The sequence below is a fragment of the Pseudomonas sp. GW822-FHT07A10 genome (assembly GCF_058798795.1).
On record NZ_JBXAKV010000001.1, the window covers coordinates 159343 to 179022 of the forward strand.

The 19680-nt window shown below is 56.4% G+C and carries 17 protein-coding genes and 1 pseudogene; 9 read left to right on the forward strand and 9 right to left on the reverse strand.

The window, feature by feature from the left end:
* Nucleotides 1-5: 5 nt before the first annotated feature.
* Nucleotides 6-758 carry an IclR family transcriptional regulator gene (locus tag AC1RL4_RS00680; protein WP_013692815.1) on the forward strand — a complete coding sequence of 251 codons (753 nt, stop codon included), beginning with the start codon at nt 6-8 and terminating at the stop codon, nt 756-758.
* A 121-nt stretch (nt 759-879) separates the two neighbouring features.
* On the opposite strand, the gene AC1RL4_RS00685 is transcribed toward AC1RL4_RS00680, so the two are convergent.
* The 6 genes and pseudogenes from AC1RL4_RS00685 to AC1RL4_RS00710 all read right to left on the reverse strand — a co-directional run bounded on the left by AC1RL4_RS00685 (nt 880) and on the right by AC1RL4_RS00710 (nt 8138).
* The gene (locus AC1RL4_RS00685; RefSeq protein ID WP_371856347.1) at nt 880-1647 is read right to left on the reverse strand and encodes a methyl-accepting chemotaxis protein; all 768 of its coding nucleotides are present in this window, start codon (nt 1645-1647) and stop codon (nt 880-882) included.
* Nucleotides 1648-1734: 87 nt separating this feature from the next.
* Nucleotides 1735-2844: pseudogene (locus AC1RL4_RS00690) on the reverse strand (cache domain-containing sensor histidine kinase); the annotation flags it as partial.
* Between the two features lie 160 nt (nt 2845-3004).
* Nucleotides 3005-4375 carry an MFS transporter gene (locus AC1RL4_RS00695; RefSeq protein WP_095058150.1) on the reverse strand — a complete coding sequence of 457 codons (1371 nt, stop codon included), beginning with the start codon at nt 4373-4375 and terminating at the stop codon, nt 3005-3007.
* A gap of 423 nt (nt 4376-4798) precedes the next feature.
* Entirely contained in the window at nt 4799-6133 is a 1335-nt protein-coding gene (locus AC1RL4_RS00700; RefSeq protein ID WP_048392915.1) for an NAD(P)-dependent oxidoreductase, read from the reverse strand.
* A gap of 109 nt (nt 6134-6242) precedes the next feature.
* Nucleotides 6243-7019: an SDR family oxidoreductase gene (locus AC1RL4_RS00705; protein WP_048392916.1), complete on the reverse strand. Its 777-nt coding sequence runs from the start codon at nt 7017-7019 to the stop codon at nt 6243-6245.
* Between the two features lie 3 nt (nt 7020-7022).
* Entirely contained in the window at nt 7023-8138 is a 1116-nt protein-coding gene (locus AC1RL4_RS00710; protein WP_048392918.1) for a CapA family protein, read from the reverse strand.
* Between the two features lie 361 nt (nt 8139-8499).
* Here AC1RL4_RS00710 and AC1RL4_RS00715 point away from each other — a divergent pair, with 361 nt between their 5' ends.
* Nucleotides 8500-9339: an SDR family NAD(P)-dependent oxidoreductase gene (locus AC1RL4_RS00715; protein ID WP_304575820.1), complete on the forward strand. Its 840-nt coding sequence runs from the start codon at nt 8500-8502 to the stop codon at nt 9337-9339.
* A 52-nt stretch (nt 9340-9391) separates the two neighbouring features.
* On the opposite strand, the gene AC1RL4_RS00720 is transcribed toward AC1RL4_RS00715, so the two are convergent.
* From AC1RL4_RS00720 to AC1RL4_RS00730, 3 genes are read right to left on the reverse strand one after another with little or no spacing between them, the layout of a single operon-like run.
* Nucleotides 9392-10564: a lactonase family protein gene (locus AC1RL4_RS00720; RefSeq protein ID WP_304575821.1), complete on the reverse strand. Its 1173-nt coding sequence runs from the start codon at nt 10562-10564 to the stop codon at nt 9392-9394.
* A complete protein-coding gene (locus AC1RL4_RS00725) occupies nt 10565-10978 on the reverse strand; it encodes a Zn-ribbon domain-containing OB-fold protein (RefSeq protein WP_304575822.1) in 414 nt (137 codons plus the stop codon).
* A 4-nt stretch (nt 10979-10982) separates the two neighbouring features.
* Nucleotides 10983-12152: a thiolase family protein gene (locus tag AC1RL4_RS00730; RefSeq protein ID WP_013692824.1), complete on the reverse strand. Its 1170-nt coding sequence runs from the start codon at nt 12150-12152 to the stop codon at nt 10983-10985.
* Between the two features lie 283 nt (nt 12153-12435).
* Here AC1RL4_RS00730 and AC1RL4_RS00735 point away from each other — a divergent pair, with 283 nt between their 5' ends.
* The 7 genes from AC1RL4_RS00735 to AC1RL4_RS00765 all read left to right on the forward strand — a co-directional run bounded on the left by AC1RL4_RS00735 (nt 12436) and on the right by AC1RL4_RS00765 (nt 19427).
* Nucleotides 12436-14547 carry a 3-hydroxyacyl-CoA dehydrogenase NAD-binding domain-containing protein gene (locus AC1RL4_RS00735; protein ID WP_304575823.1) on the forward strand — a complete coding sequence of 704 codons (2112 nt, stop codon included), beginning with the start codon at nt 12436-12438 and terminating at the stop codon, nt 14545-14547.
* Nucleotides 14548-14722: 175 nt separating this feature from the next.
* On the forward strand, nt 14723-14902 hold the full coding sequence (locus AC1RL4_RS00740; RefSeq protein WP_343226763.1) for a rubredoxin: 180 nt from the start codon (nt 14723-14725) through the stop codon (nt 14900-14902).
* Nucleotides 14903-14990: 88 nt separating this feature from the next.
* Nucleotides 14991-16463 carry an NAD-dependent succinate-semialdehyde dehydrogenase gene (locus AC1RL4_RS00745; RefSeq protein WP_095058157.1) on the forward strand — a complete coding sequence of 491 codons (1473 nt, stop codon included), beginning with the start codon at nt 14991-14993 and terminating at the stop codon, nt 16461-16463.
* Between the two features lie 206 nt (nt 16464-16669).
* On the forward strand, nt 16670-17830 hold the full coding sequence (locus AC1RL4_RS00750) for an MFS transporter (protein ID WP_315866000.1): 1161 nt from the start codon (nt 16670-16672) through the stop codon (nt 17828-17830).
* A 461-nt stretch (nt 17831-18291) separates the two neighbouring features.
* Nucleotides 18292-18609 carry an antibiotic biosynthesis monooxygenase family protein gene (locus AC1RL4_RS00755; protein ID WP_060743005.1) on the forward strand — a complete coding sequence of 106 codons (318 nt, stop codon included), beginning with the start codon at nt 18292-18294 and terminating at the stop codon, nt 18607-18609.
* Nucleotides 18599-18883 carry a LysR family transcriptional regulator gene (locus AC1RL4_RS00760; protein WP_259194248.1) on the forward strand — a complete coding sequence of 95 codons (285 nt, stop codon included), beginning with the start codon at nt 18599-18601 and terminating at the stop codon, nt 18881-18883. The genes AC1RL4_RS00755 and AC1RL4_RS00760 overlap by 11 nt, the downstream gene beginning before the upstream one ends.
* Nucleotides 18884-18938: 55 nt before the next feature.
* Entirely contained in the window at nt 18939-19427 is a 489-nt protein-coding gene (locus tag AC1RL4_RS00765; protein ID WP_304575825.1) for a (R)-mandelonitrile lyase, read from the forward strand.
* Nucleotides 19428-19680: the final 253 nt, after the last annotated feature.

Here is a 19680-nt window from a genome sequence, read left to right on the forward strand (position 1 = left end):
GAATGATGCGCTCTGTGCAACGTATCTTGGCAGTTTTCGAAAGCTTTAGTTCAGACCGCAGCAGCCTTACGCTTCAAGACATTGCAGACCGTATCGAGCTACCGAAGTCGACGACGTTTCGTATTGTCCAGAGTCTTGAAAAGGCTGGCTACCTGGTACGTCTCGAGCAGCAATATTGCTTGTCCTTCCGGTTCACGCGCTTGGCTGGCCTGGTAAAAAGTACCCTGGGTATTCGTGAGATCGCTCGACCCGTATTGCAAGAACTCGCTGAGCAGACTGAAGAAACAGTCTCCATCCATGCGGTGAGTGATCGCAATCGAGTCTGTCTCGACTCGGTCACTACCAGCTCGGCACCGTTGCGCGCGGTGGTCCAGGCGGGTGAACAGATTCCCTTGTTGGTAGGGTCTGCTTCAAAGGTCTTGATGGCCTATATGCCCAAAGCCCAGCTCACCCCGTTAGTCAAAAATGTTGCCAAAGCGACGAAGCGCACCAATGGCGCGGTGCTTGAAGAGTTCGCCATGATCCGGGAGCAGGGTTATGCCGTTTCCCATGGCGAACGGCTGTTAGGCATCTCGGCGATCTCGGTACCCATCAAGGACGTCAATCAAGAAGTGCACTATTGCTTGTCGGTGGGGGCACCGACTGTCCGAATGAACATGAATGAAAAGGAGTTTATCGAGTTGGCAGTCAAAGGTGCCGAAGTCATATCGCGACAATTCGGTGGAGAGGTGGCCTTGCCCGCCCCTACATCCGACTGATGATGTGCGCCTGACCTCAAGCCTGGATGTCTTGACAGCGGCTCATCGCGAGAACGAAACGCTCCGCTGGTCACTTCCATGCGAATGGACCAGTTGGGACTTCCAGGCGAACGACGACGGTTCACGATTTGAAGCGTCCCACCAGACCGTTCAGCTCATCTGACAGACTCGACAACTTGCCGGAGTCATCCTGTGCAGAGTTGGCCAAGCTCTCCACCAGCCGAGCCTCGTCATAAATCTGCTGGATATGCCGATTGATCTCTTCGGCCACGCTATGCTGCTCTTCAGCGGCGGCGGATATCTGCAGGTTTTGATCCCTTATTTCATTGACCGACAATTGGATGCCTTCAAAGCTGTCCCGGGTGCTTTCGATGGACGACACACTGGCTCGCGAAAGCTCAAGGCAACTTCCCATTTTGCCCATCACCTCCTGGGTCTTGCTGCCTAGGGCGCCGAGCAGTTGCTCGATTTCGCCGGTCGAATCGGATGTGCGTTTGGCCAGTGCTCTGACTTCATCTGCCACCACTGCAAATCCTCGACCTTGATCACCCGCCCTGGCGGCTTCGATGGCTGCATTCAGGGCCAGCAGATTGGTTTGCTCGGCAATGGCGCGAATGGTGCCAAGGATCTGGTTGATGCTGCGGCTGCCGGCTTCGAGCTCTGTCATGGACTGCGACGACTCGGTCAGACGGCGTCCCAGGCGATTCACGTTGTCCGTGGTGATCTCGATCTGCTGCTTGCCCTCCGCCACACGGCGATGTCCGTTCTCGGCGGACTCTGCTGCGCCGCTGCATGAGCGGGCCACCTCATTGGCGGTTGCGACCATCTCGTTGAACGCGGTCGACACCAATTCCACCGCTTCGCGCTGTCTCCCGGCGGCCTCGTTCATGTTGTTGGCAACCTCGCTGTTAACCCTCGAGGCATTTTGCAGATTGCTCGATGCGGCGCCGATGTGTTGGATCAACTGACGTATGGCGGTGAGAAACTTATTGAACCAGCCTGCCAGCTCAGCGGTTTCGTCGTTACCCTGAAACTCTAGTTCGCGACGCAGATCTCCCTCGCCCTGTGCGATCGATTGCAGTCCGGTGCTGACCTGGCTGATGGGTTTGACGATGGACTTGGAAAATGCCACGGCGACCAGGGCAAAAATGACTGTCAATCCTCCCACGATGAGGGCGGTGAGGTAGGTCATGCGAGTGGCCGCGCTCATGACTTCACTGCGCTCGATCAAGCCGATATAGCGCCAGCCAAGATCAGGCGACGTCCAGACGTTGGCCATGTAAGGGATCCCATTGAGTTCAACCTCGGTTGATCCCTGCGGGGTGGCGGCCAACTTTGCATAGGCCTCGCCCAGGTCCTTGAGCGGCTTGAAGCTATGCGTTGTGTCGCGGGGGTCTACCAGTACGACGCCGTCCTCGATCAACATCACGTAGCCGCTTTCGCCAAGCTTGATGCTTTTGACCAGCTCGGTGAGGTTTTTCAAAGACACGTTCACGGCTAACACACCTTTGACGATGCCATCGCTCGTGATCATTGCCCTGGCTGTCCCCACCAGTGCTGCATCTTCCTTACCGTAATCATAAGCCGGGTAAAAAGCGGGTGTTCGTACGGTTTTGCCAGGGCTCGCCATCGCCGCTTTATACCAGGGGCGTGAACGTGGATCGTAGTTGGCCAACTGAGGATCATCTGGCCATTTGGCATAGGAGCCGTCCTCCAGGCCGATGGAGAGAATCGCCGCGGACGGGTGGGCTGCACCGTAATGAGCAAACCTTTCGATCAGTTGCTGGGCCGCAGGAGGCAATGGCCGGCTGGCGGCATCACCGGTCTGATAGTTCTTCAGCGCGCCAACCGATACATAAACTGGATCGGTTGCCATTTGATCGACATTTTGCAGGCTTGCCTCGAAAAACTGGCGAATGTTGCCATCGATCTGGCGTATTTCCCGCGTACTGCCATCCATAAACTGATCAGCCGCTAGCGTTCGCGTGTTGGTCACGGAAACCACTGCGACCAGGCTCACGGGTATAAAGGCGACCAATACGAACGTCAGCACAAGCTTGTTTTTTATTTTCATTGTGAAGCCCATAAACAGGGAGGACGGGCAAACGGCCAATTTCACGCGGTAGTCGCCTTTACACCCGATTCTGCTCGGGTGCGATATGTTCGGCGGCTCCGCCGATGAAGCGGACTGTTTTCAGTCCGCACACATCTTGAGCCGCTCACCGATCAGTTGATTGCAAAAAGGGTTATGTAGAGAGCTCTTGCCGCATTGTCTTCTGGGGCTGCGGTAGTTCACTCGCCTTGTTGCTTGCCTTGTTGCCCACTGAGGTGCGCAGGTTTATTCCACGAGTCTCAGGAACAAACTGAGTTGTGATCAGACAGAGCACGGCAATCAACGTGACGTAAAAGGCCGGCGCCAGCGGGGAGCCAAACGCCTGGGACAGGTACGCAGCGATCAATGGGCACGTTCCGCCGAACATCGCGACACTTGTCTGATAGGAAATGGCGTGTCCGGTTGCACGGAACGATGTCGGGAAAAATTCCGCTGCGGCCACAAAGCTGGCTGCCCCATAAATCCCCAATCCGGCAGCGAGGAGTGTTTGCCCGGCCACGGCGCTAGCGAAAGAACCCGAGGCAGCCAAGTACATGGCCGGATATGCCGAGAGCGCTATCCATGCCGCACCAAATGTCAGTACTCGCTTGCGGCCAAACCGATCACTCAATAAACCTCCTAACGGAAGTAGGGCTGAAAGTACGATGACGGCGATGGCGTTTGAGATCAAAGCCGAGGTGGAATCCAGCTTTCCGACCTCAATTAGAAAGGTGTACATAAAGCCGAGCAATAGGTAAGCCCCTACCGAAAAAACCGGTTGGACCATGAACACGTGCAACATACCCCTCAATCCACCGCAGCGAATGGCCGCTATCAGCGGATTCTTCTTGATTTTGCTGGCTTTACTGGCCTGGCGGGCTTGCTTGTACTCTTCAGGCTCATCGATGTTGCGGCGCAGCCAGAACCCGACCACTCCGATAATGCCTCCAAGAAGGAAAGGGACGCGCCACGCCCAGTCTGAATACGCTTGATCCCCCGCTCCAAGCTGGAGTGCGACGACCAAACCGGCCACGACGGCGTTGGGCAGGTGAGAGAAAATCAGCGTGAAGCCAAGCCAGTATCCTCTGCGATTCTCCGGTGCCGACTCGACGATGTAGCTGGTCGAGCCGGTCGTTTCGCCACCCAGTGCCAAGCCTTGTGCGATTCGACAGAGCAACAGCAGTAACGGTGCGGCGATCCCGATGGTTGCATAGGTCGGAAGCAGCCCGATGATCGCGGTGCCTAGTGCCATGAGCCAAACGGTCATCGCCATGACCCTGATACGGCCAAGGCGGTCCGCCAGATAGCCAAACATCAAGCCACCCAGGGGGCGGGCTACGAAGGCCACTGCATAGACTGCGAACGTGCTCAGAAGCGCGGCAGTTCGATCTGAGCCGGGAAAAAAATGGACGGATAAAATGGGTATTGAGAACCCGAATACAGCGAAATCGTAGATCTCACCGAAGTTCCCGATAGCGCCAGCGGCTAGCGATCGCCGAGAACTGGTCGTTTTCGTCTTCGTCATGCGTCTTCTCCTGTGACAGGATGGTTTTTATTAGTTGATGCAAAGCTGATGCATCAAGACTGCAGGATGAAACAGTGTTGCTTCGCCATCAGGCCTTAGAGATGTTCGAGGCGTGGATCAATGTTGCGTTTTCGCCGGATGAATCGTGGTAGTCAGCGAGCGTAACGTTTGTGAAAAGCGTTTCTGCGATGACGCAATCCGCTAACGGAGGTTATGTTAGAAAGACGCGTGTTGCTGGGGTTTAAAAGCAATACGCGTTCACTATTTGTTAATAGGTTGGCGAGGTTTGCCGGGCCAGGCAGGTAGCCGAGCGTGGGCTTGTTTCCTGCAGAAGGTGCCACTGGCTTACCGCCGCATCAGGACAGATTTTGGTTTTCATATAGACCTCGATCGATTCCACGCTCACTATTCGTGAGCCGCCAATCAATTGCAGTTGGAGGAGGGCTTGAACTGAACCGCGGAAATAGAGCTGTAGAACGTGCTCAAGTCTTTTATCGGGACGGGTTCGCTGATCTGATGATCCGCTTGCTCGAAGAGGCTTCGTGCAGCATTGGCGATCAACATGGGAGCGCCAAGATCGTTGCCGCGCAAACAGGCCGCTTTGAGGATGGTTTTTTCGCTCGAGAGTGCCGTGTTATCCAGGGCGTGACTGGATAACAATTGGGTATAAATAGAGCGAGAGGATTCACTCCATCCCGATGTCTTTTCCAGGACCAGTGCCATGTCTTCCAATGCCAGCCCATATCGCAGGCCTGCCGCCGTGCATTCATAAGTAATCGCGCTGCATAGCGATGCGATCGCACCTGTGACCAGCTCGATGGCGTGATCTTCAGGGCACGCTTGAGGGGCACCATCCGTGTTCGGCGTCACGGCATCGCCGTCGTACAATTTTGTCGCCGCCATGCTTTCGATGAGCCCGACCATGTCTTCGAGCTGCGCGTTTGGCCCCAAGGTGTTGGTTCCGATTTGCAACAATGCCCTGACCAGAGCGGTTAGCGGCATCGGGACATCCCTGGACATTCCCAGCGCGACGGCTTGATCGACGTCTTTGAGCATCAAAGCGAGGGCGAAATTGGTGGAGGGTTTTCCCTGGGCGAGCGCGGGCAGCATCCTGTCTGTGGTTTGATTTCGCGCTTTGTTGCGGTTCAACACGTCCGCCATCAGGGGCAGTGAAAGGCCGGCTTTTTTGCCCATGGCCACGACCTCAAGGGTCCCTAGTCGGCAGCCAGCATTCATGGCGTTGTTGACCATTTTCATGGCTTGGCCGTCGCCGACCCTGTCGCCACAACGATAAATCGTTTGGGTAATAACTTGTAAAACGGGGAGGGCGCGCTCGTAAACCGTATCCGAGCCCGCAACCATCAGCGTGGCTTTGCCTTCGGCAACGACCAGCGGACTTGCAGACACCGCAGCATCCATCATGTCGATACCGCGTTCGGCCAGTTCTTCGGCCATACGTCTGGTCTCACCCGGAATGCCACTTGTCTGATCAATGATCAGTGTCCCCGGCACCAATCCGGCCGCGAGGCCGTTTGGACCGAACAGCGCAGACCTGACGTCCGAGCTGCGTGGCAGGCACAGGAAGATGACGTCACACCGGCGAGCCAGGTCGGCCGCCGTGGGCGCGACGTCGGCGCCCAGTTTCTTGAACGTGTCGACGGCGGCCGTGTTGATATCCCACACGCATAACGAGTGAGACAGGAATCGACGAGCGAGTTGACTGCCGAGGGCACCGAGTCCGATGTATCCGATTTTCATTGCCTGTCGCCTCTCTTGTGACCATTCAACCGACGCATGCGGCGTATCGGGGGAATGGTGCAGATACTTTTATTGTCCTGGGGTGCGATGAAAGCGTATTGCCTGAACGCTAAAGCAATGAACCGATCATGCCGCCATCAACGCTGATGCTCGATCCAGTGATGAAACCCGCCTGTGTGGATGCGAGAAACGCGACCACGCCACAGACCTCGTCTTGCTCCCCCATGCGGCCGAGCGGTGTGAGTTTGCGGCGTGCCTCTGCCTGCTCCGGGGTGTACGCGGCGGTGCCGGTGCGGTGCGATGTGTCGATCAATGCCGGCGCTACACAATTGACAGTGATGCCGCAAGAGCCCACCTCGTTCGCGAGATGTTTCATGTACGCGGTGACGCCGGCGCGAAAAACGGTTGAAAGGCTATGGTGCGGCATGGGCTGCTTCACCGATGCCGAGGTAATGGCGATGACGCGACCCCATTGTTTCTTGAGCATCTGAGGAACCATTTCCTTGGCGACCTGGATGGTCCCCCAGAGTTGATTTTGATAGGCCTCTTGCCACCGTTCCTCTTCAGTTTCGTCGAGCGTCGCCCGCAGCGGATTGGGGGCTCGTCCCGTGTTCAGGACGAGGATGTCGGTGCCGTTGAATGTAGCGTTCACCGTGTCGGCGAGGCGCTTTACATCAGCGGCGACGCGCATGTCGCCGGGAACCGCGACTGCACGCACGCCGTGCTTTGCCGTTATTTCCTGGGCGAGGGCGGTCAGTTTGTCCGCCGAACGTGCAAACAGCACCACATGAACGCCCTCGGCTGCCAGCGCGTGAGCAATGTTTTTGCCTAAACCTGCGCTGGCGGCGGTGATGACTGCCACTTTTCCGTTGATCTTCAAGTCCATGATTTACTCCGACACGATGATTTCATTGCCTTCGACGCTGAATCGATGTGGCATGTCTTCGGAGGCCCACTCCAGGTAGGAAAGCACTTCCTGGAATCGAGGATCGTCGTGATTCAGCACTTCAGGCCGATACCGTGCGTCCATGACCATCGGAAGGAACGAAACCTTTTGTATGCCGTCTTTGGTCGCCACTGCTTTGGCGAGCAAGCTCAACGTACAGGCCTTGCCGTAGGGCATAAAAGGATATTCGGGATCGAGGTCCGCGTGATTGCGAACCGCACCGTGAGACCAGGCGGGCTCGCTCCATGAAGGCGCGGGAAACGACTTGGTCATTGCGAACACGCCGAGACTGTAGAAGACGGCTTTGCCCTTATACATCTCGATCGCTTTGGGAATATGCGGTGCGTGGCACACCACCATATCTGCACCTGCATCAATGGCAGCATGGGCTACGGTCACCTGGTAATCGGAGATCACGCGCGGCAGCCGGATGACGCCGGAGTGAAAAGCCAGGATAACGACGTCTACCTCACCTTTCAGCTTCTTGATGTCCTCGACCAGGTTCGCCAGGTCGCTGGAGTCAGGTTCCGTGCGAATGCGAACGGGCTGGTGGGGACCTCGTGTTTCATAGGAGGTATCGACCTTGATACTGGTCACGCCAGGTTTTTGCAGTCCTGCCTCGCTGCCGGCAGGACCGAGCGAGGTATAGCCCAAGTAACCGACCTTGATGCCGTCGTGTTCAATGATGGCTGGACGTCGTGCTTCTTCCAGATCCCGACCTGCGCCTGTCACCTGGATGCCGCGCGAGACAAAAAAGTCCCGGGTATCCACGAGGGCATCCGGGCCGCTGTCGTAGCTGTGATTGTTTGCCAGAGTCACCGCGTCGAACCTGCCATTGGTGAAAATAGCAGCCATTTCAACGGGCTGACCGACTTGAGGGGCATGGTCTGCGCGCACGGTGCGATCCGAGTAGGTGCGCATGCAGTTGATGAAACGCATATCGGCCGAGGCAAGAGTCGGCAGGACGAGTTCTGTGTACCCCTCCACCGGGAAGCCGTCTTTCGCTCCATGCGTGGGGCCGCAGTCCCCGCCGATCAGTATGGTGGCGTTCGATGTCATTTTTCCCTCCTATTATTTTTGTGGGAAATTTATGGTTTCGATCAATGAAACAGATGCTGCTAGATAGAACTAATAATAGCACCGCGAAAACGGCATGACCACGATTTGTACAGGCATCATGTCGTTGGATAAAGAGTCAGTCTGGATTTTCGTGGTTCTGATGATTGGAACAGGTATCGATAATAAGAACATGTGATAGTATCGATTTTGACATCCGTCCGGGCGCAGGCGTTACCTACCTGACCGTCTCTATGGCAGGTCGAGGGTCGACACCTGTTCAGGAAAACGACGTTGGTGCCAGTCTACTATTTGAAATTATCAGTTAGTTCAATCGCTTACATGAAAATAAGAGAGGGCGGAAATGGCAAGGTCACTGGATCAAACGCAGGGGCACACACCGGCAGGGCGGCTTGCCGGGAAAGTTGCTGTTGTTATTGGTGCTGGACAAAGCCCGGGCGAAGGCATGGGTAACGGTCGAGCGGCGGCCATTCGATTTGCGCGTGAAGGGGCGCACGTCCTGGCCGTTGATCGGCAAATCGAGTCCGCTGAGGAAACTGCGGCGATGATCATTCAAGAGGGCGGCTCCGCTGCAGCATTTTCTGCGGATGTGACCCGGGAACACGAGTTGGCCCTTGCCATGCAGATGGCAAAAAAACGTTGGGGGTCCCTGGACGTCCTGCACAACAATGTGGGGGTCAGCCTCGCCGGTGGTGACGGCGACTTGATGGACATCACCGAAGATCAGTTCGATAACATTTGCCGTATCAATCTTCGCGGTACCGTCTTTGCTTGTAAGCACGCAGTAGCAATCATGCGTGAACAAGGGGGCGGGGTTATCGTCAATGTGTCATCCGCGGCGGCATTGGGTAAGTATCCCTATGTAACGTACAAGGCTACAAAAGCGGGTGTCATTGCTTTCACCGAGCAGTTGGCGCTTCAAAATGCCCCTTATGGGATCAGGGCGAACTGCATCCTGCCGGGCTTGATCTCGACGCCGATGGCGGTCGAGGCGCGTATTCAAGCGTGGAACCAGACGCGTGAGCAGGTCAGCGCGGAGCGCAACGCCAAGGTGCCGCTCGGCCGCCAGGGAACCGCTTGGGATGTTGCGAACGCGGCCCTGTTTCTTGCGTCCGATGAAGCCAATTTCATCACGGGTATCTCATTGGCGGTGGACGGCGGCCGGTTGCTCAATCGTATTTAATCGTAGTCCCCCACTGCTGGCAGTGGGGGACCATCGGCGCATTACCGCTCAATCAACGTAGCCCGACAATACCCATCCAGTACTGAAGTTGATTTCCTGGCGTCTCGACATCAACGCTTCGAGCGTACTTGAGATGCCCGTCATCACCTATCCGGAATATCGACAGTGTCGCGGGCGTTACGGTCAGCCCTTTTTCATCATCGTATGCGGCCAAGGCCTTGATACTCGCCGTGACGAGCAAGCGGCCACTGGGATCACAGGCAAATGTTCGGACGTGAAAGGAACGAGTGTCCACATGCTGAACAAGTGTGGGCTCGCCTGTTTCAGGGTTGATAGCGTAGACGGCTATGTTGTTTTCACCTCCGGAGAACACTGGGCGCCCCTGGTGGGAGTGCGTCGCATCTGCGCGATTTACCAGGTAAACAAACTTCCCGCTTGGATGGACATGGATTGCACCGGCGAGTTGTCGTGGGTGCACGTGCTCAGGGGTTCGCAGCGTTCCCCGCGTGAAGGCTGGCTCGGCCTCGATCCGGTCACCGTCATGTCGGAACATGTAGAGACGGTTGGTTCGCTCGTCGGCTGCGTAAAGCCATGGATGCGTCGGATGAAAGTCGACATGCCGCGGGCCGAAGTCATGGCCATGATTCGGCGCAACCACATCGCTCATTTGGAGATGTTCTTCAGTTAGCCGAAATGAACGGAGTGCCCCGGGATCTTCCAGCTTGTCTGTCGTTGCGTTATTGCCGCGGTCAACTACCAGGACGTGTTTGGCGGATGGATAAAACATGACCTGGTGCGGATAGACCCCAAAGTCGGTGTTCGGATCCTGAGCCTGGCAGCTGCCAATTGTGCAGTCTGCGTTGATGCGGTGCACAGTCAATGAGCCGCGCTTGAAATTGTGGGCATTGACGATAAATCGTCCCAGGGGGTCGATACACAAATGTACCGCTCGGTAGGGAAGTCGCGCAGGTAAGCCGTGAGTGTTGAGTTGCCCGTCAGGTCCCAACGAGTAAGCGCTGACTTGATTGTGATGGGACTCCACCCTCGGGCCACCGTCGCTTGTTGAGACATACAGGAAGCCGCCGGATGGATGAGGCCATGCGTATTGCACCTTTGAGGCCACAGTGACGCTTTCCATCCTGTGGAGCGTTGCGCTGTCTACGTCAATCATATAGCGCGTGATGACATCACCTACGGCGCTGTAGAGTACGGCGCGGCTGCTCATTCAAGCCTCCGAATGGTCAATGGTGAACATGGGAACGGACATGCCGCTTTCTGATTCTTTAAACGCGACCCTGACCCGCTGCCCGATGCGAACACTGTCCAGATCAACATCGACAATGTTCGTAAGCATCATCAGTCCCTCGTCGAGGCGCACATAGGCAATGCAGTACGGTGCTGATGCGCCACGTCGTGTGATGCTGAAGGTGTAGATCGCCCCAGTCCCGCTTGCGGTGATCCATTCGACATCGGTGCTCCAGCAAAACGGGCACAACGCACGAGGATAATGATGCGGTTGATGGCAGGCATTGCAGCTCTTCAAGAGCAGACGCCCCTCGGTCGCCGCGTCGAAATAGGGTTCATCACCGGGGTTCAGGATGGGGTCGCTGATGGGGCGTTCTGTGTAGGGGGTCGACATGTTTTTACTCCCTTTCCATGATGACGGTGGCTGCACCGTGCCGATGACCTATCGCGCCGCCGATGCCGGTGGCGAGGGCTAGCGAACAGTTGGGAACTTGCACCTTTGGATGAGCCTCGCCTCGAAGCTGTCGTACGGCTTCGATTATTTTTGTGATCCCGCCGCGATTGGCGGGATGGTTGTTGCACAGGCCGCCGCCATCGGTGTTGAACGGCAACTTGCCGATGCCCGAAATAAGGTTGCCGTCCGACACGAATTTTCCGCCTTCGCCTTTTTTGCAGAATCCCAGGTCTTCAAGTTGCAGGATGACGGTGATGGTGAAGCTGTCATAGATGGAGGCGTACTGGATGTCGGCCGGCGTCACACCTGCCTCTTCGAAAGCTCGAGGGCCGGTCCACGCGGCGCCGGTATAGCTCAAGTCGAGGCGTCCACCCATCTGGTGTTTAGTGGATTCACCGCAGCCAAGTATCCGTACCCGTGGTCTGTTGAGGGCCTTGGCAATCTCCGGGCGGGCAACGATAACTGCGCCGCCGCCGTCGCTCACGACGCAGGAGTCGAGACGCCGCAGGGGGTCAGAAATCATCGGCGATGCCAATACATCTTCGACCGAGACCACTTTGCGCAACATCGCCAGAGGGTTGTGTTGCGCATGATGAGAGGCAGCGACCTTGACCCAGGCCAGTTGCTCGCTGGTTGTGCCGTACTCATGCATGTGGCGCATCGCACACATGGCATAGAGGTTCAACGTGACTGGGTTATAGGGCATCTCGAATGGCGCGTCCGGTAGATTGACGCCTCGTACGCGCGCCTGTATCCCAGAGATGCCTTCAGAGTTGGGGCGACCGGCCAGTGTAATCAGCGCCACGTTGCATCTGCCCGCTGCTATTGATTCTGCAGCGTGGGCGATATGGGCGAGATAAGAGCATCCTCCCATATCGGTCGAATCGACATGCCTCAGCTTGTCCAGATTCAGGTAGTTGGCCATCGACCATACATTCCCGCCGGGTGCATCGCCCGCGCAGAAATATCCGTCGATGTCATCTTTGCTTAATCCCGCGTCTTCAATTGCTCCTTTCGCCGCCTCCGCATGTAGCTGCGCCACCGAATGATGGGGGGCCTTGCGTAGGGGGTGCTCATACGCTCCGACGATGTATGCCCTGCCTTTTATTGTCATCTCTAGGGTTTCCTCAGTGCATGAAGATGAAGCTCGAATGTGCTTTCCGGTACCTTCGTTCAGGGGGGGGCGGCCCACCGTAAAAGACAAAAGTAGTATGACGCAAAGTTCCGGTCAGTGAAATCTGTGCTGATTATCAAAACTCATGCTACCATCGATTCAACGTTGTTTGGAGCGCAGGATGGCGCTGCACTCAAATTTCCGGGCCAAACCAGGATGCTCATTGGATGCGAGCGGTCGCGGGGTAGGGGCAGGCCTTATTTTTTTTTGACAGGAAGATGAGATGAGCGAAAGCCTGATGGTCAGTTACGAAGTCGAAGGCGTTGTGGCCGTAATCACAGTCAACAATCCGCCCGTCAACGCCCTGACTCCCGAGATGAGAGGGAGCATCATTGACGCCGTTGCCCATGCGAACGCCGACCCGGCTGTCGCGGCGATCGTGTTGATGGGGGGCGGTCAGAATTTCATCGCGGGTGCTGATATTCGACAGTTTGGCAAGGCGAGAACAATCACTACCCGCATGAGCGCCGCGGCACTTGACGCCGGCGCCAAGCCGACTGTCGCGGCTATTCATGGATATGCGCTGGGAGGCGGTCTCGAGCACGCCCTCGCTTGCCATTACCGGATTGCATTGCCCGCAGCCAAGCTCGGATTGCCCGAGGTCGCTCTCGGGTTGATACCGGGAGGCGGCGGTACGCAGCGCTTGCCGAGGCTGGTCGGGGCTGCCGTAGCCACCGATTTGCTCGTCTCAAGCCGCCATGTCCATGCCGTCGAAGCATTGAAGATCGGGCTTATCTCCCAGATTGTTCCAGGAACACAAAGCCAAGAGCTTCGTGATGCCGCCGTAAGCTATGCAAAGGCCGTGGCGCAGGCTCAACCGCAGCGCGTACGCGATTTGGTGCTCGAACCGATGGATGCGACAACCATGGATGTGCTGCAAGCGGCACGCCGCGAAGCAGCCAAAAAGTCTCCTCACAACAAAGCGCCACAGTACGCGATCGACTGTATCGAAGCAGCTTTCAGCCTGTCGTTTGATGAGGCTCTAGAGGTTGAGAGCCGCTTGTTTTCTGAGCTGGAGGGGTCTGATGTTGCCAAGGCACTTCGCTATGCATTTTTTGCTGAGCGTGAGGCTGCCAAGGTTCCGGATGCGCCCCCGGGTTTCAAGCCTGCTGGTGTGACGTCCGCTGCGGTGATCGGCGCGGGAACAATGGGCGCGGGTATTGCCATTTGCTTCGCTGACGCAGGCATTGTGGTGAAGCTCCTGGAAGCGAGTGCCGAAGCACTGGACAGGGGCCTGCAGCGCATACGTGACATCTACGCCGTAAAGGTCAAGCGCGGACGCATGACCGTGGAAGAGATGGATGCGTGCCTTCAGTTTGTCCAGCCTGTCTCCCACTACGAAGAAATCGGCGACTGCGATGTCGTGGTTGAAGCGGTGTTTGAACGGATAGATTTGAAGAAGGACGTATTCACCAAACTCGATGCCGTGATGAAGCCTGGCGCGCTGTTGCTGACGAACTCTTCCGCGATTGATATCAACGTCATGGCCAACATGACAGGCCGACCGCAGTACGTCGCCGGCGCTCATTTCTTCGCTCCCGCGAACGCGATGAAACTGTGCGAAATCGTGAAGGGTGATCAAACCTCGATCGAGACAGTTGTGCGGGCCATGAAGATGGGCCGCGATCTTAAAAAAGTCTGTGCGGTCTCCGGGACGTGCGATGGCTTCGCGGCAAATCGCAGTCGCGCGCCGCTGGTCACGGAAATGATGCTACTGCTTGAGGAGGGAGCACGCCCTGAGCAGATCGACAGGGTCATGGTTGAATTTGGCTATCCGATGGGGCCGTTCGCTGTGAGCGATCTGTCCGGTCTGGATGTCAGCTATGACACGCGCAAGCGTCGCGCGGCAGCTGACCCTCAATACAGGAAGCTCCATGTCCCGGATCGGATGGTCGAGCTGGGCCGCAAGGGCCAGAAAAATGGGGTCGGATGGTATCGCTATGAAGAAGGTGGCCGCACACCTCGTCACGATGAAGAAGTGATGCGGATCATCGCGACCGTCGCCCATGAGCTTGGCACGCCTCAGCGTACCTTTACCGACAGTGAAATCCTCAAACGTCTGTTATTCGCCTCGATCAACGAGGCCTGCAAGATCCTGGATGAAGGCAAGGCATATCGAGCCAGTGACATTGATGTCATGTGGTTGTACGGCTTTGGATTTCCTCGCCATCGAGGAGGGCTGCTGTACTGGGCTGACACGATCGGGGCCAAGGAAATCCATCTGCAAGTGCAGCAATGGCATGAGCAATACGGCAGGCGTTGGACTCCTAGTCCGCTGCTGTCGAAAGCGGCCAATGAAGGGCTGTCCCTGAGAGAGCTGAAATCAGTCATATGAAAAGCACGGCAACGATGGCCGTGTGCGGCCGGTAACGGTTGTTCTTTTAATGAAAGCAACGCCCTGGTTGCTGTCCCCCAAGGGTTACGAAACGCTTCCCATGGTCGGCAAAGGGGCCAACAAGTAGAAACGAAACGGAAGAAAAATCATGAGCAGTGACACGTCCACACAAGCCTTGTCCGAGGGCGAATTCAAAATTTGGCAATGCATTTTATGCGGCTTCATGTATGACGAAGCCGAAGGTATTCCGGAAGAGGGCATACCTGCCGGAACTCGGTGGGAAGATGTTCCCCAGGATTGGATTTGCCCTGAGTGTTCGGCGACGAAGCTGGACTTCGAGATGGTCGAGATTTGATTAATAGCCTTTCCGGCGCAGTGTTTTTTTTGGTGATTGAGGGCGATATCAACCGAGCCCCTTGGCGCCAAATGTAGAGGGAATTCAGATGTCCATTGAAACCAATAATAATGTCATCGCCGATGCTGATCATCCGCGCGTCGGCCTCTTCATCGACGGTGAATGGATTTTCGACCGCCCCTCTTGCTTTGAAGTGTTGGACCCCAGCACCGAAGCATCGCTCACCAGCGTTCCTGGGGCCACGACCGCTGACCTGGAACGCGTGTTGGCCGCCGCTGAGCGGGGGTTCAGAATCTGGCGGGACACACCAGCGGCTGAGCGTAATATCATCATCAGTCGTGCCATCGCAGGCGTGCGTGCACGTTCCGAAGAAATCGCGCAGATCATCACCCGAGAGAACGGCAAATTAATTGCAGATGCGCGTGCGGAGGTGGAGCGTTCGGCGAGCTTCTTCGATTGGGACATGGCACAGGCCCTGCGAGCCTACGGGACCATCGTTCCGGGCGAAGCCCAAATGCAGAAATCGATTCTTCGTCAGCCAATCGGTCCAGTTGCGGCGTTCACGCCATGGAATGTGCCGCTGAGCGCGCCGTCGCGAAAGATCAGCGGTGCACTGTGCGCCGGGTGCTCCATCATTTTGAAAGCCCCAGAAGAAACCCCTGGCGCGGCAGTAGCCATGGTTCAGTGCTTCGAGCGAGCCGGTTTGCCCAAGGGCGTATTGAATCTGGTGTTTGGCAACCCGGCGCTAGTGTCCTCGACCCTGATCGAGTCGCCAGTGACCCGCATGGTGACCCTGACGGGGTCGGTGGCAGTCGGCAAGCATTTGAGCCAGCTGGCGGGTGCGGCCATGAAGCCGGTGCTGATGGAGCTCGGCGGCCATGCCCCGGTCATCGTTTGCGAAGGGGTCAATGCCGCGGAAATCGGCAAGATGGCACTCAAGAGCAAAATTCGGATCAACGCTCAGTGGTGTGCTGCGCCAGGTCGTTTCCTGGTACACGAGAGCATCTACGACGAGTTCGTCGCTGCGTTTGTGGCAACCGCCGATCAGGTACGTGTGGCCAACGGCATGGATACGAAGTCTGACATGGGGCCGGTCACCAGTGTCCGGCGCCTCGCCGCGATGCAGCATTTTGTCGATGACGCATTGGCGCGTGGCGGCAAGGTTGCCGTGGGTGGGCATCGTGTAGGTGAGCGTGGTTATTATTTTGCGCCGACTCTGCTGGTCGACACTCCACTGGATTGCGCCATCATGACCGATGAGCCTTTTGGTCCGGTCGCTGTCGCGGTTCGTTTCTCGACCCTTGAGGAGGCCATCGAGATTTCCAACAGTCTATCCGTGGGTTTGGCTGCTTTTGCGTTCACCAATTCACTGGAACAGGCTGAACGATTGAGTCGTGAGCTGGATGTTGGAGTCCTGTCGATTAACCATTTCGGTGCGCCGGATCCTGACACGCCGTTTGGCGGTGTGAAGGACAGTGGTATTGGAAGAGAGGGGGGGCCGTGGAGCCTGGACTCCTACATGGTCAGCAAGACCGTGCTACAGAAAACTGCTCGCGTCTGACTCAGTGCCCCCAGTTTCCGTGACGGGCGTTGGGGGCTTTGGCTTTATTTGATGATCAAGGCCAATCCAGTGACCACTTGGATTCATAGGAGCATTCACTGAGGCAGGCATTTCCTGAAGCAGCTTCCTGCTAACGTCGGAGTTTTTTTGATACGCAAGGCATCAATGCGCCTTCGCAAGAACGCATCCGACTAAGGAGTCTGGCCATGAGTGCCCATAGTGGTCGCCTGCCTATGATCGGGCTACTTGCCCTGTCCACTACAGCGTTTCTCACCATTCTGACCGAGACGATGCCGGCAGCGGTTCTGCCTGCGATGTCGGAGAGCCTTGAACAGCCCCCCGCTGGTATCGGTTTATTGGTTTCCATCTATGCATTGGCCTCCGCTGCAGCCGCAATCCCCATTGTGGCGCTCACTCGAAGTCTGCCTCGCAAATCGTTGTACATCATGCTCGTGCTGAGCTTTGCAGTGGCTAACGGTATTACCGCCATCTCGACGTCTTATGCGCTGACGGTCGCGTCACGGGTGGTGGCTGGCCTGGCCGCAGGAGTTGTCTGGCCGGTCATCTGTGGTTATGCCATCCGCTTGGTCGATCGCAAAGACATGGGACGGGCTGTCGCGATTACCCTGGCGGGGAGTACCGTGGCCATGGTCGCCGGTTTGCCCCTGGGTAGCATGCTGGGCTCATTGCTTGGATGGCGTTTCAGCTATGGATTGCTTTCGCTGCTCGCGCTGCTTGTCATCGTTTGGGTTTTGCTGGTCGTGCCGCCCATGCCGGGAGAGGAGCGCAAGGACGGCACTTCGATTCATGACGTCATTCGCACCCCGGGGTTGAGAGTGATCTTGCTGTCGGCTTTTTGCGCGATCCTGGCTCATTACACGCTGTACACCTATATGGCGCCGCTCGCGGAAAAAACCAGGCTGTCAGGCGGGACCGCTCAGGGCCTGTTTCTGTTCGGTACGGGCGCCATCCTGGGCGTACTGATCGCCGGACGTTTCGTCGATACGAGGCTGCGGCTTATAGCGACCACCGCGTTGACGTGCACAGCTGTGACGATGGTTGTTCTGATAGCGGCTCCGTATCAAATGATCGCTTCGGCTGCGATATTTGTGTGGGGGGCTTCGTTCGGCGGCATGCCTACTGTTTTCCAATCAGCGACGGGGCGGGTGGCAGAAGATAATGCGGAGCTGGCAACGGCGATATTGACGACCATCTACAACTTGGGGATTTTTGGCGGAGGTGCCGTAGGTGGTTTGCTCCTAAGCTACTTCGGGATAGTAAGTCTCTCGGGGTTTGCGCTGCTCATCGTTAGCGCTTCCCTCGTGGTGGTTATGGGAGGGAGGTGTCACGCCTTTCCACGGCAGTAAATTATTGCGGGATATATCTCCCTGGAAGAGCGCGCGGCGTAGATGCATTCCTCTCGACCGCGTTTCATGGCTGCCAAATGCTCAGTCGGCATTCACCGGATCGCGACCCGACGATGTTCAAGTGATGCCATTCTGTTTATCGCGATAGCTCTTAACTCGTTGTTTTCATAGGTGCCTTCTTGATTCGGCGACATCTGTCTTTGCAGGACGTGCCGCTCATGGCTTAGCTACCGTCGTTCAACGGGACTCGTGGTGGCGCAGTTCAAGCACGAGCACTGTTGAGAAAAGTTCATGAGCGTATCAACAAGGTGCCGTATAGCCAGCGGTCGATGCCGGGGCTAGGTTTGTCTCGCTGCTGCAGCAGAAATGCTTTCGTTGGATGCGAGACTTGAACGCGCGCACCACAGGCATTGCACGCAGTCGTAATTTAATTTTATTACCCAAGCAAAGCAGGGCCGGATATGAATATCGCCGCAGTTAATACCTTGGAGATTCGAGTGATCGAAGAGGTTGACCAACACTTTGAACAGCGTTTAAAGGCGTACGCGGAGACTTTTGAAAAAGTACACGGATGCCTGGGCTATAGCGTGATTCGCAGCTCCCGCGATCCTGGTTTGTGGGTCTTCAGTGGCTACTGGAGCGCGGCATCGATGATGACTGAGCACTTTGAGAGTGAGTCGATGACGGCGTTGGTCAATCATTTGGTAACGTCATGTTCCAACCTGACGTTTGCCAGTTTCACGCCCCAAATCGGAAGGGGACCGCACGATGAAGCTTGATGAAGCGCTATTTACGGCGATCGATCTCAATGCCTTGTTCATTCTCTTGGTGGTCTATCGCGAGCGAGGCGTGACGCGGGCAGCCGAACGACTGAACGTAAAGCAGCCAGCGGTGAGCAATACGCTGGCGAAACTGCGCGTCCACTTTAAAGACCCCTTGTTTATCCGACGTTCGAAGGAGCTGGTGCCCACGGCCAAGGCCAACGAAATCGTGCGGGGGTTGGCGCCGGCATTGATGAGGATCCAGGACGTTATACGCCCCTCTGGAGGATGATCGGCAGTACCGTCCCTTCTTTTTTTGAGTACCCATTTCAAGCAGGAGCTTATCGATGAGAATAACGTTTGCCGTGTCAGTGCTTAGCGCAACCTTAATGATTTCAAGTTCGTTGCACGCTGCCGATGAGCCTGAGAACACGATGCAAATTGCCAGAAACGGGGAGCAACCTTCTGTCCTGGGCTCCTCCAGCAATTTCGTCGGCACCGTCAGGGTTGATCCATTATTTGCAGCGCGACCGCCATCAAGGGTTACGGCAGGTGCTGTAACCTTTCAACCAGGGGCCCGATCAGCTTGGCACACTCATCCTGCGGGCCAGAATCTGATTGTCACGGCCGGCGTTGGATGGATCCAGCAAGAAGGGGGGGAGAAAATCGTCATCAGGCCTGGCGATGTGATTTGGACACCTCCGGGTGTAAAGCATTGGCATGGGGCCACGAACTCCACCGGCTTGACGCATTTGGCAATTCAAGAGGTACAGGACGGGAAAAATGTCGAGTGGCTGGAACCGGTTACTGATGAGCAGTACGGGCACTTGCAATGAAGCCCTCCAGGCATCTGCGGTTCCACGCGGTCTAGTTTGAAACTGGGATGGAAAAGTCGACAACTAGGTTTGCATTATTCTGTTACATTGATGCTTGGCGCAGTGGGTCGCCGGTATCTTTTTTGTTATTGATTGAAGGGCAGGTCGATGAGCCTCCCGGACTCCGTGGGCGGTCCCTGAGCTGCCGCTAATAAAATCGTCAGTGCACCAGTCCTCGGTCTCAGGCGATTCGATCTCTATTAATTACTTTTAT

Coding starts and splice junctions, on each gene's coding strand:
- AC1RL4_RS00680 (WP_013692815.1), top strand. CDS start 6: ATGCGCTCTGTGCAACGTATCTTGGCAGTTTTCGAAAGCTTTAGTTCA.
- AC1RL4_RS00685 (WP_371856347.1), bottom strand. CDS start 1,647: ATGAACGAGGCCGCCGGGAGACAGCGCGAAGCGGTGGAATTGGTGTCG.
- AC1RL4_RS00695 (WP_095058150.1), bottom strand. CDS start 4,375: ATGACGAAGACGAAAACGACCAGTTCTCGGCGATCGCTAGCCGCTGGC.
- AC1RL4_RS00700 (WP_048392915.1), bottom strand. CDS start 6,133: ATGAAAATCGGATACATCGGACTCGGTGCCCTCGGCAGTCAACTCGCT.
- AC1RL4_RS00705 (WP_048392916.1), bottom strand. CDS start 7,019: ATGGACTTGAAGATCAACGGAAAAGTGGCAGTCATCACCGCCGCCAGC.
- AC1RL4_RS00710 (WP_048392918.1), bottom strand. CDS start 8,138: ATGACATCGAACGCCACCATACTGATCGGCGGGGACTGCGGCCCCACG.
- AC1RL4_RS00715 (WP_304575820.1), top strand. CDS start 8,500: ATGGCAAGGTCACTGGATCAAACGCAGGGGCACACACCGGCAGGGCGG.
- AC1RL4_RS00720 (WP_304575821.1), bottom strand. CDS start 10,564: ATGAGCAGCCGCGCCGTACTCTACAGCGCCGTAGGTGATGTCATCACG.
- AC1RL4_RS00725 (WP_304575822.1), bottom strand. CDS start 10,978: ATGTCGACCCCCTACACAGAACGCCCCATCAGCGACCCCATCCTGAAC.
- AC1RL4_RS00730 (WP_013692824.1), bottom strand. CDS start 12,152: ATGACAATAAAAGGCAGGGCATACATCGTCGGAGCGTATGAGCACCCC.
- AC1RL4_RS00735 (WP_304575823.1), top strand. CDS start 12,436: ATGAGCGAAAGCCTGATGGTCAGTTACGAAGTCGAAGGCGTTGTGGCC.
- AC1RL4_RS00745 (WP_095058157.1), top strand. CDS start 14,991: ATGTCCATTGAAACCAATAATAATGTCATCGCCGATGCTGATCATCCG.
- AC1RL4_RS00750 (WP_315866000.1), top strand. CDS start 16,670: ATGAGTGCCCATAGTGGTCGCCTGCCTATGATCGGGCTACTTGCCCTG.
- AC1RL4_RS00755 (WP_060743005.1), top strand. CDS start 18,292: ATGAATATCGCCGCAGTTAATACCTTGGAGATTCGAGTGATCGAAGAG.
- AC1RL4_RS00760 (WP_259194248.1), top strand. CDS start 18,599: ATGAAGCTTGATGAAGCGCTATTTACGGCGATCGATCTCAATGCCTTG.
- AC1RL4_RS00765 (WP_304575825.1), top strand. CDS start 18,939: ATGAGAATAACGTTTGCCGTGTCAGTGCTTAGCGCAACCTTAATGATT.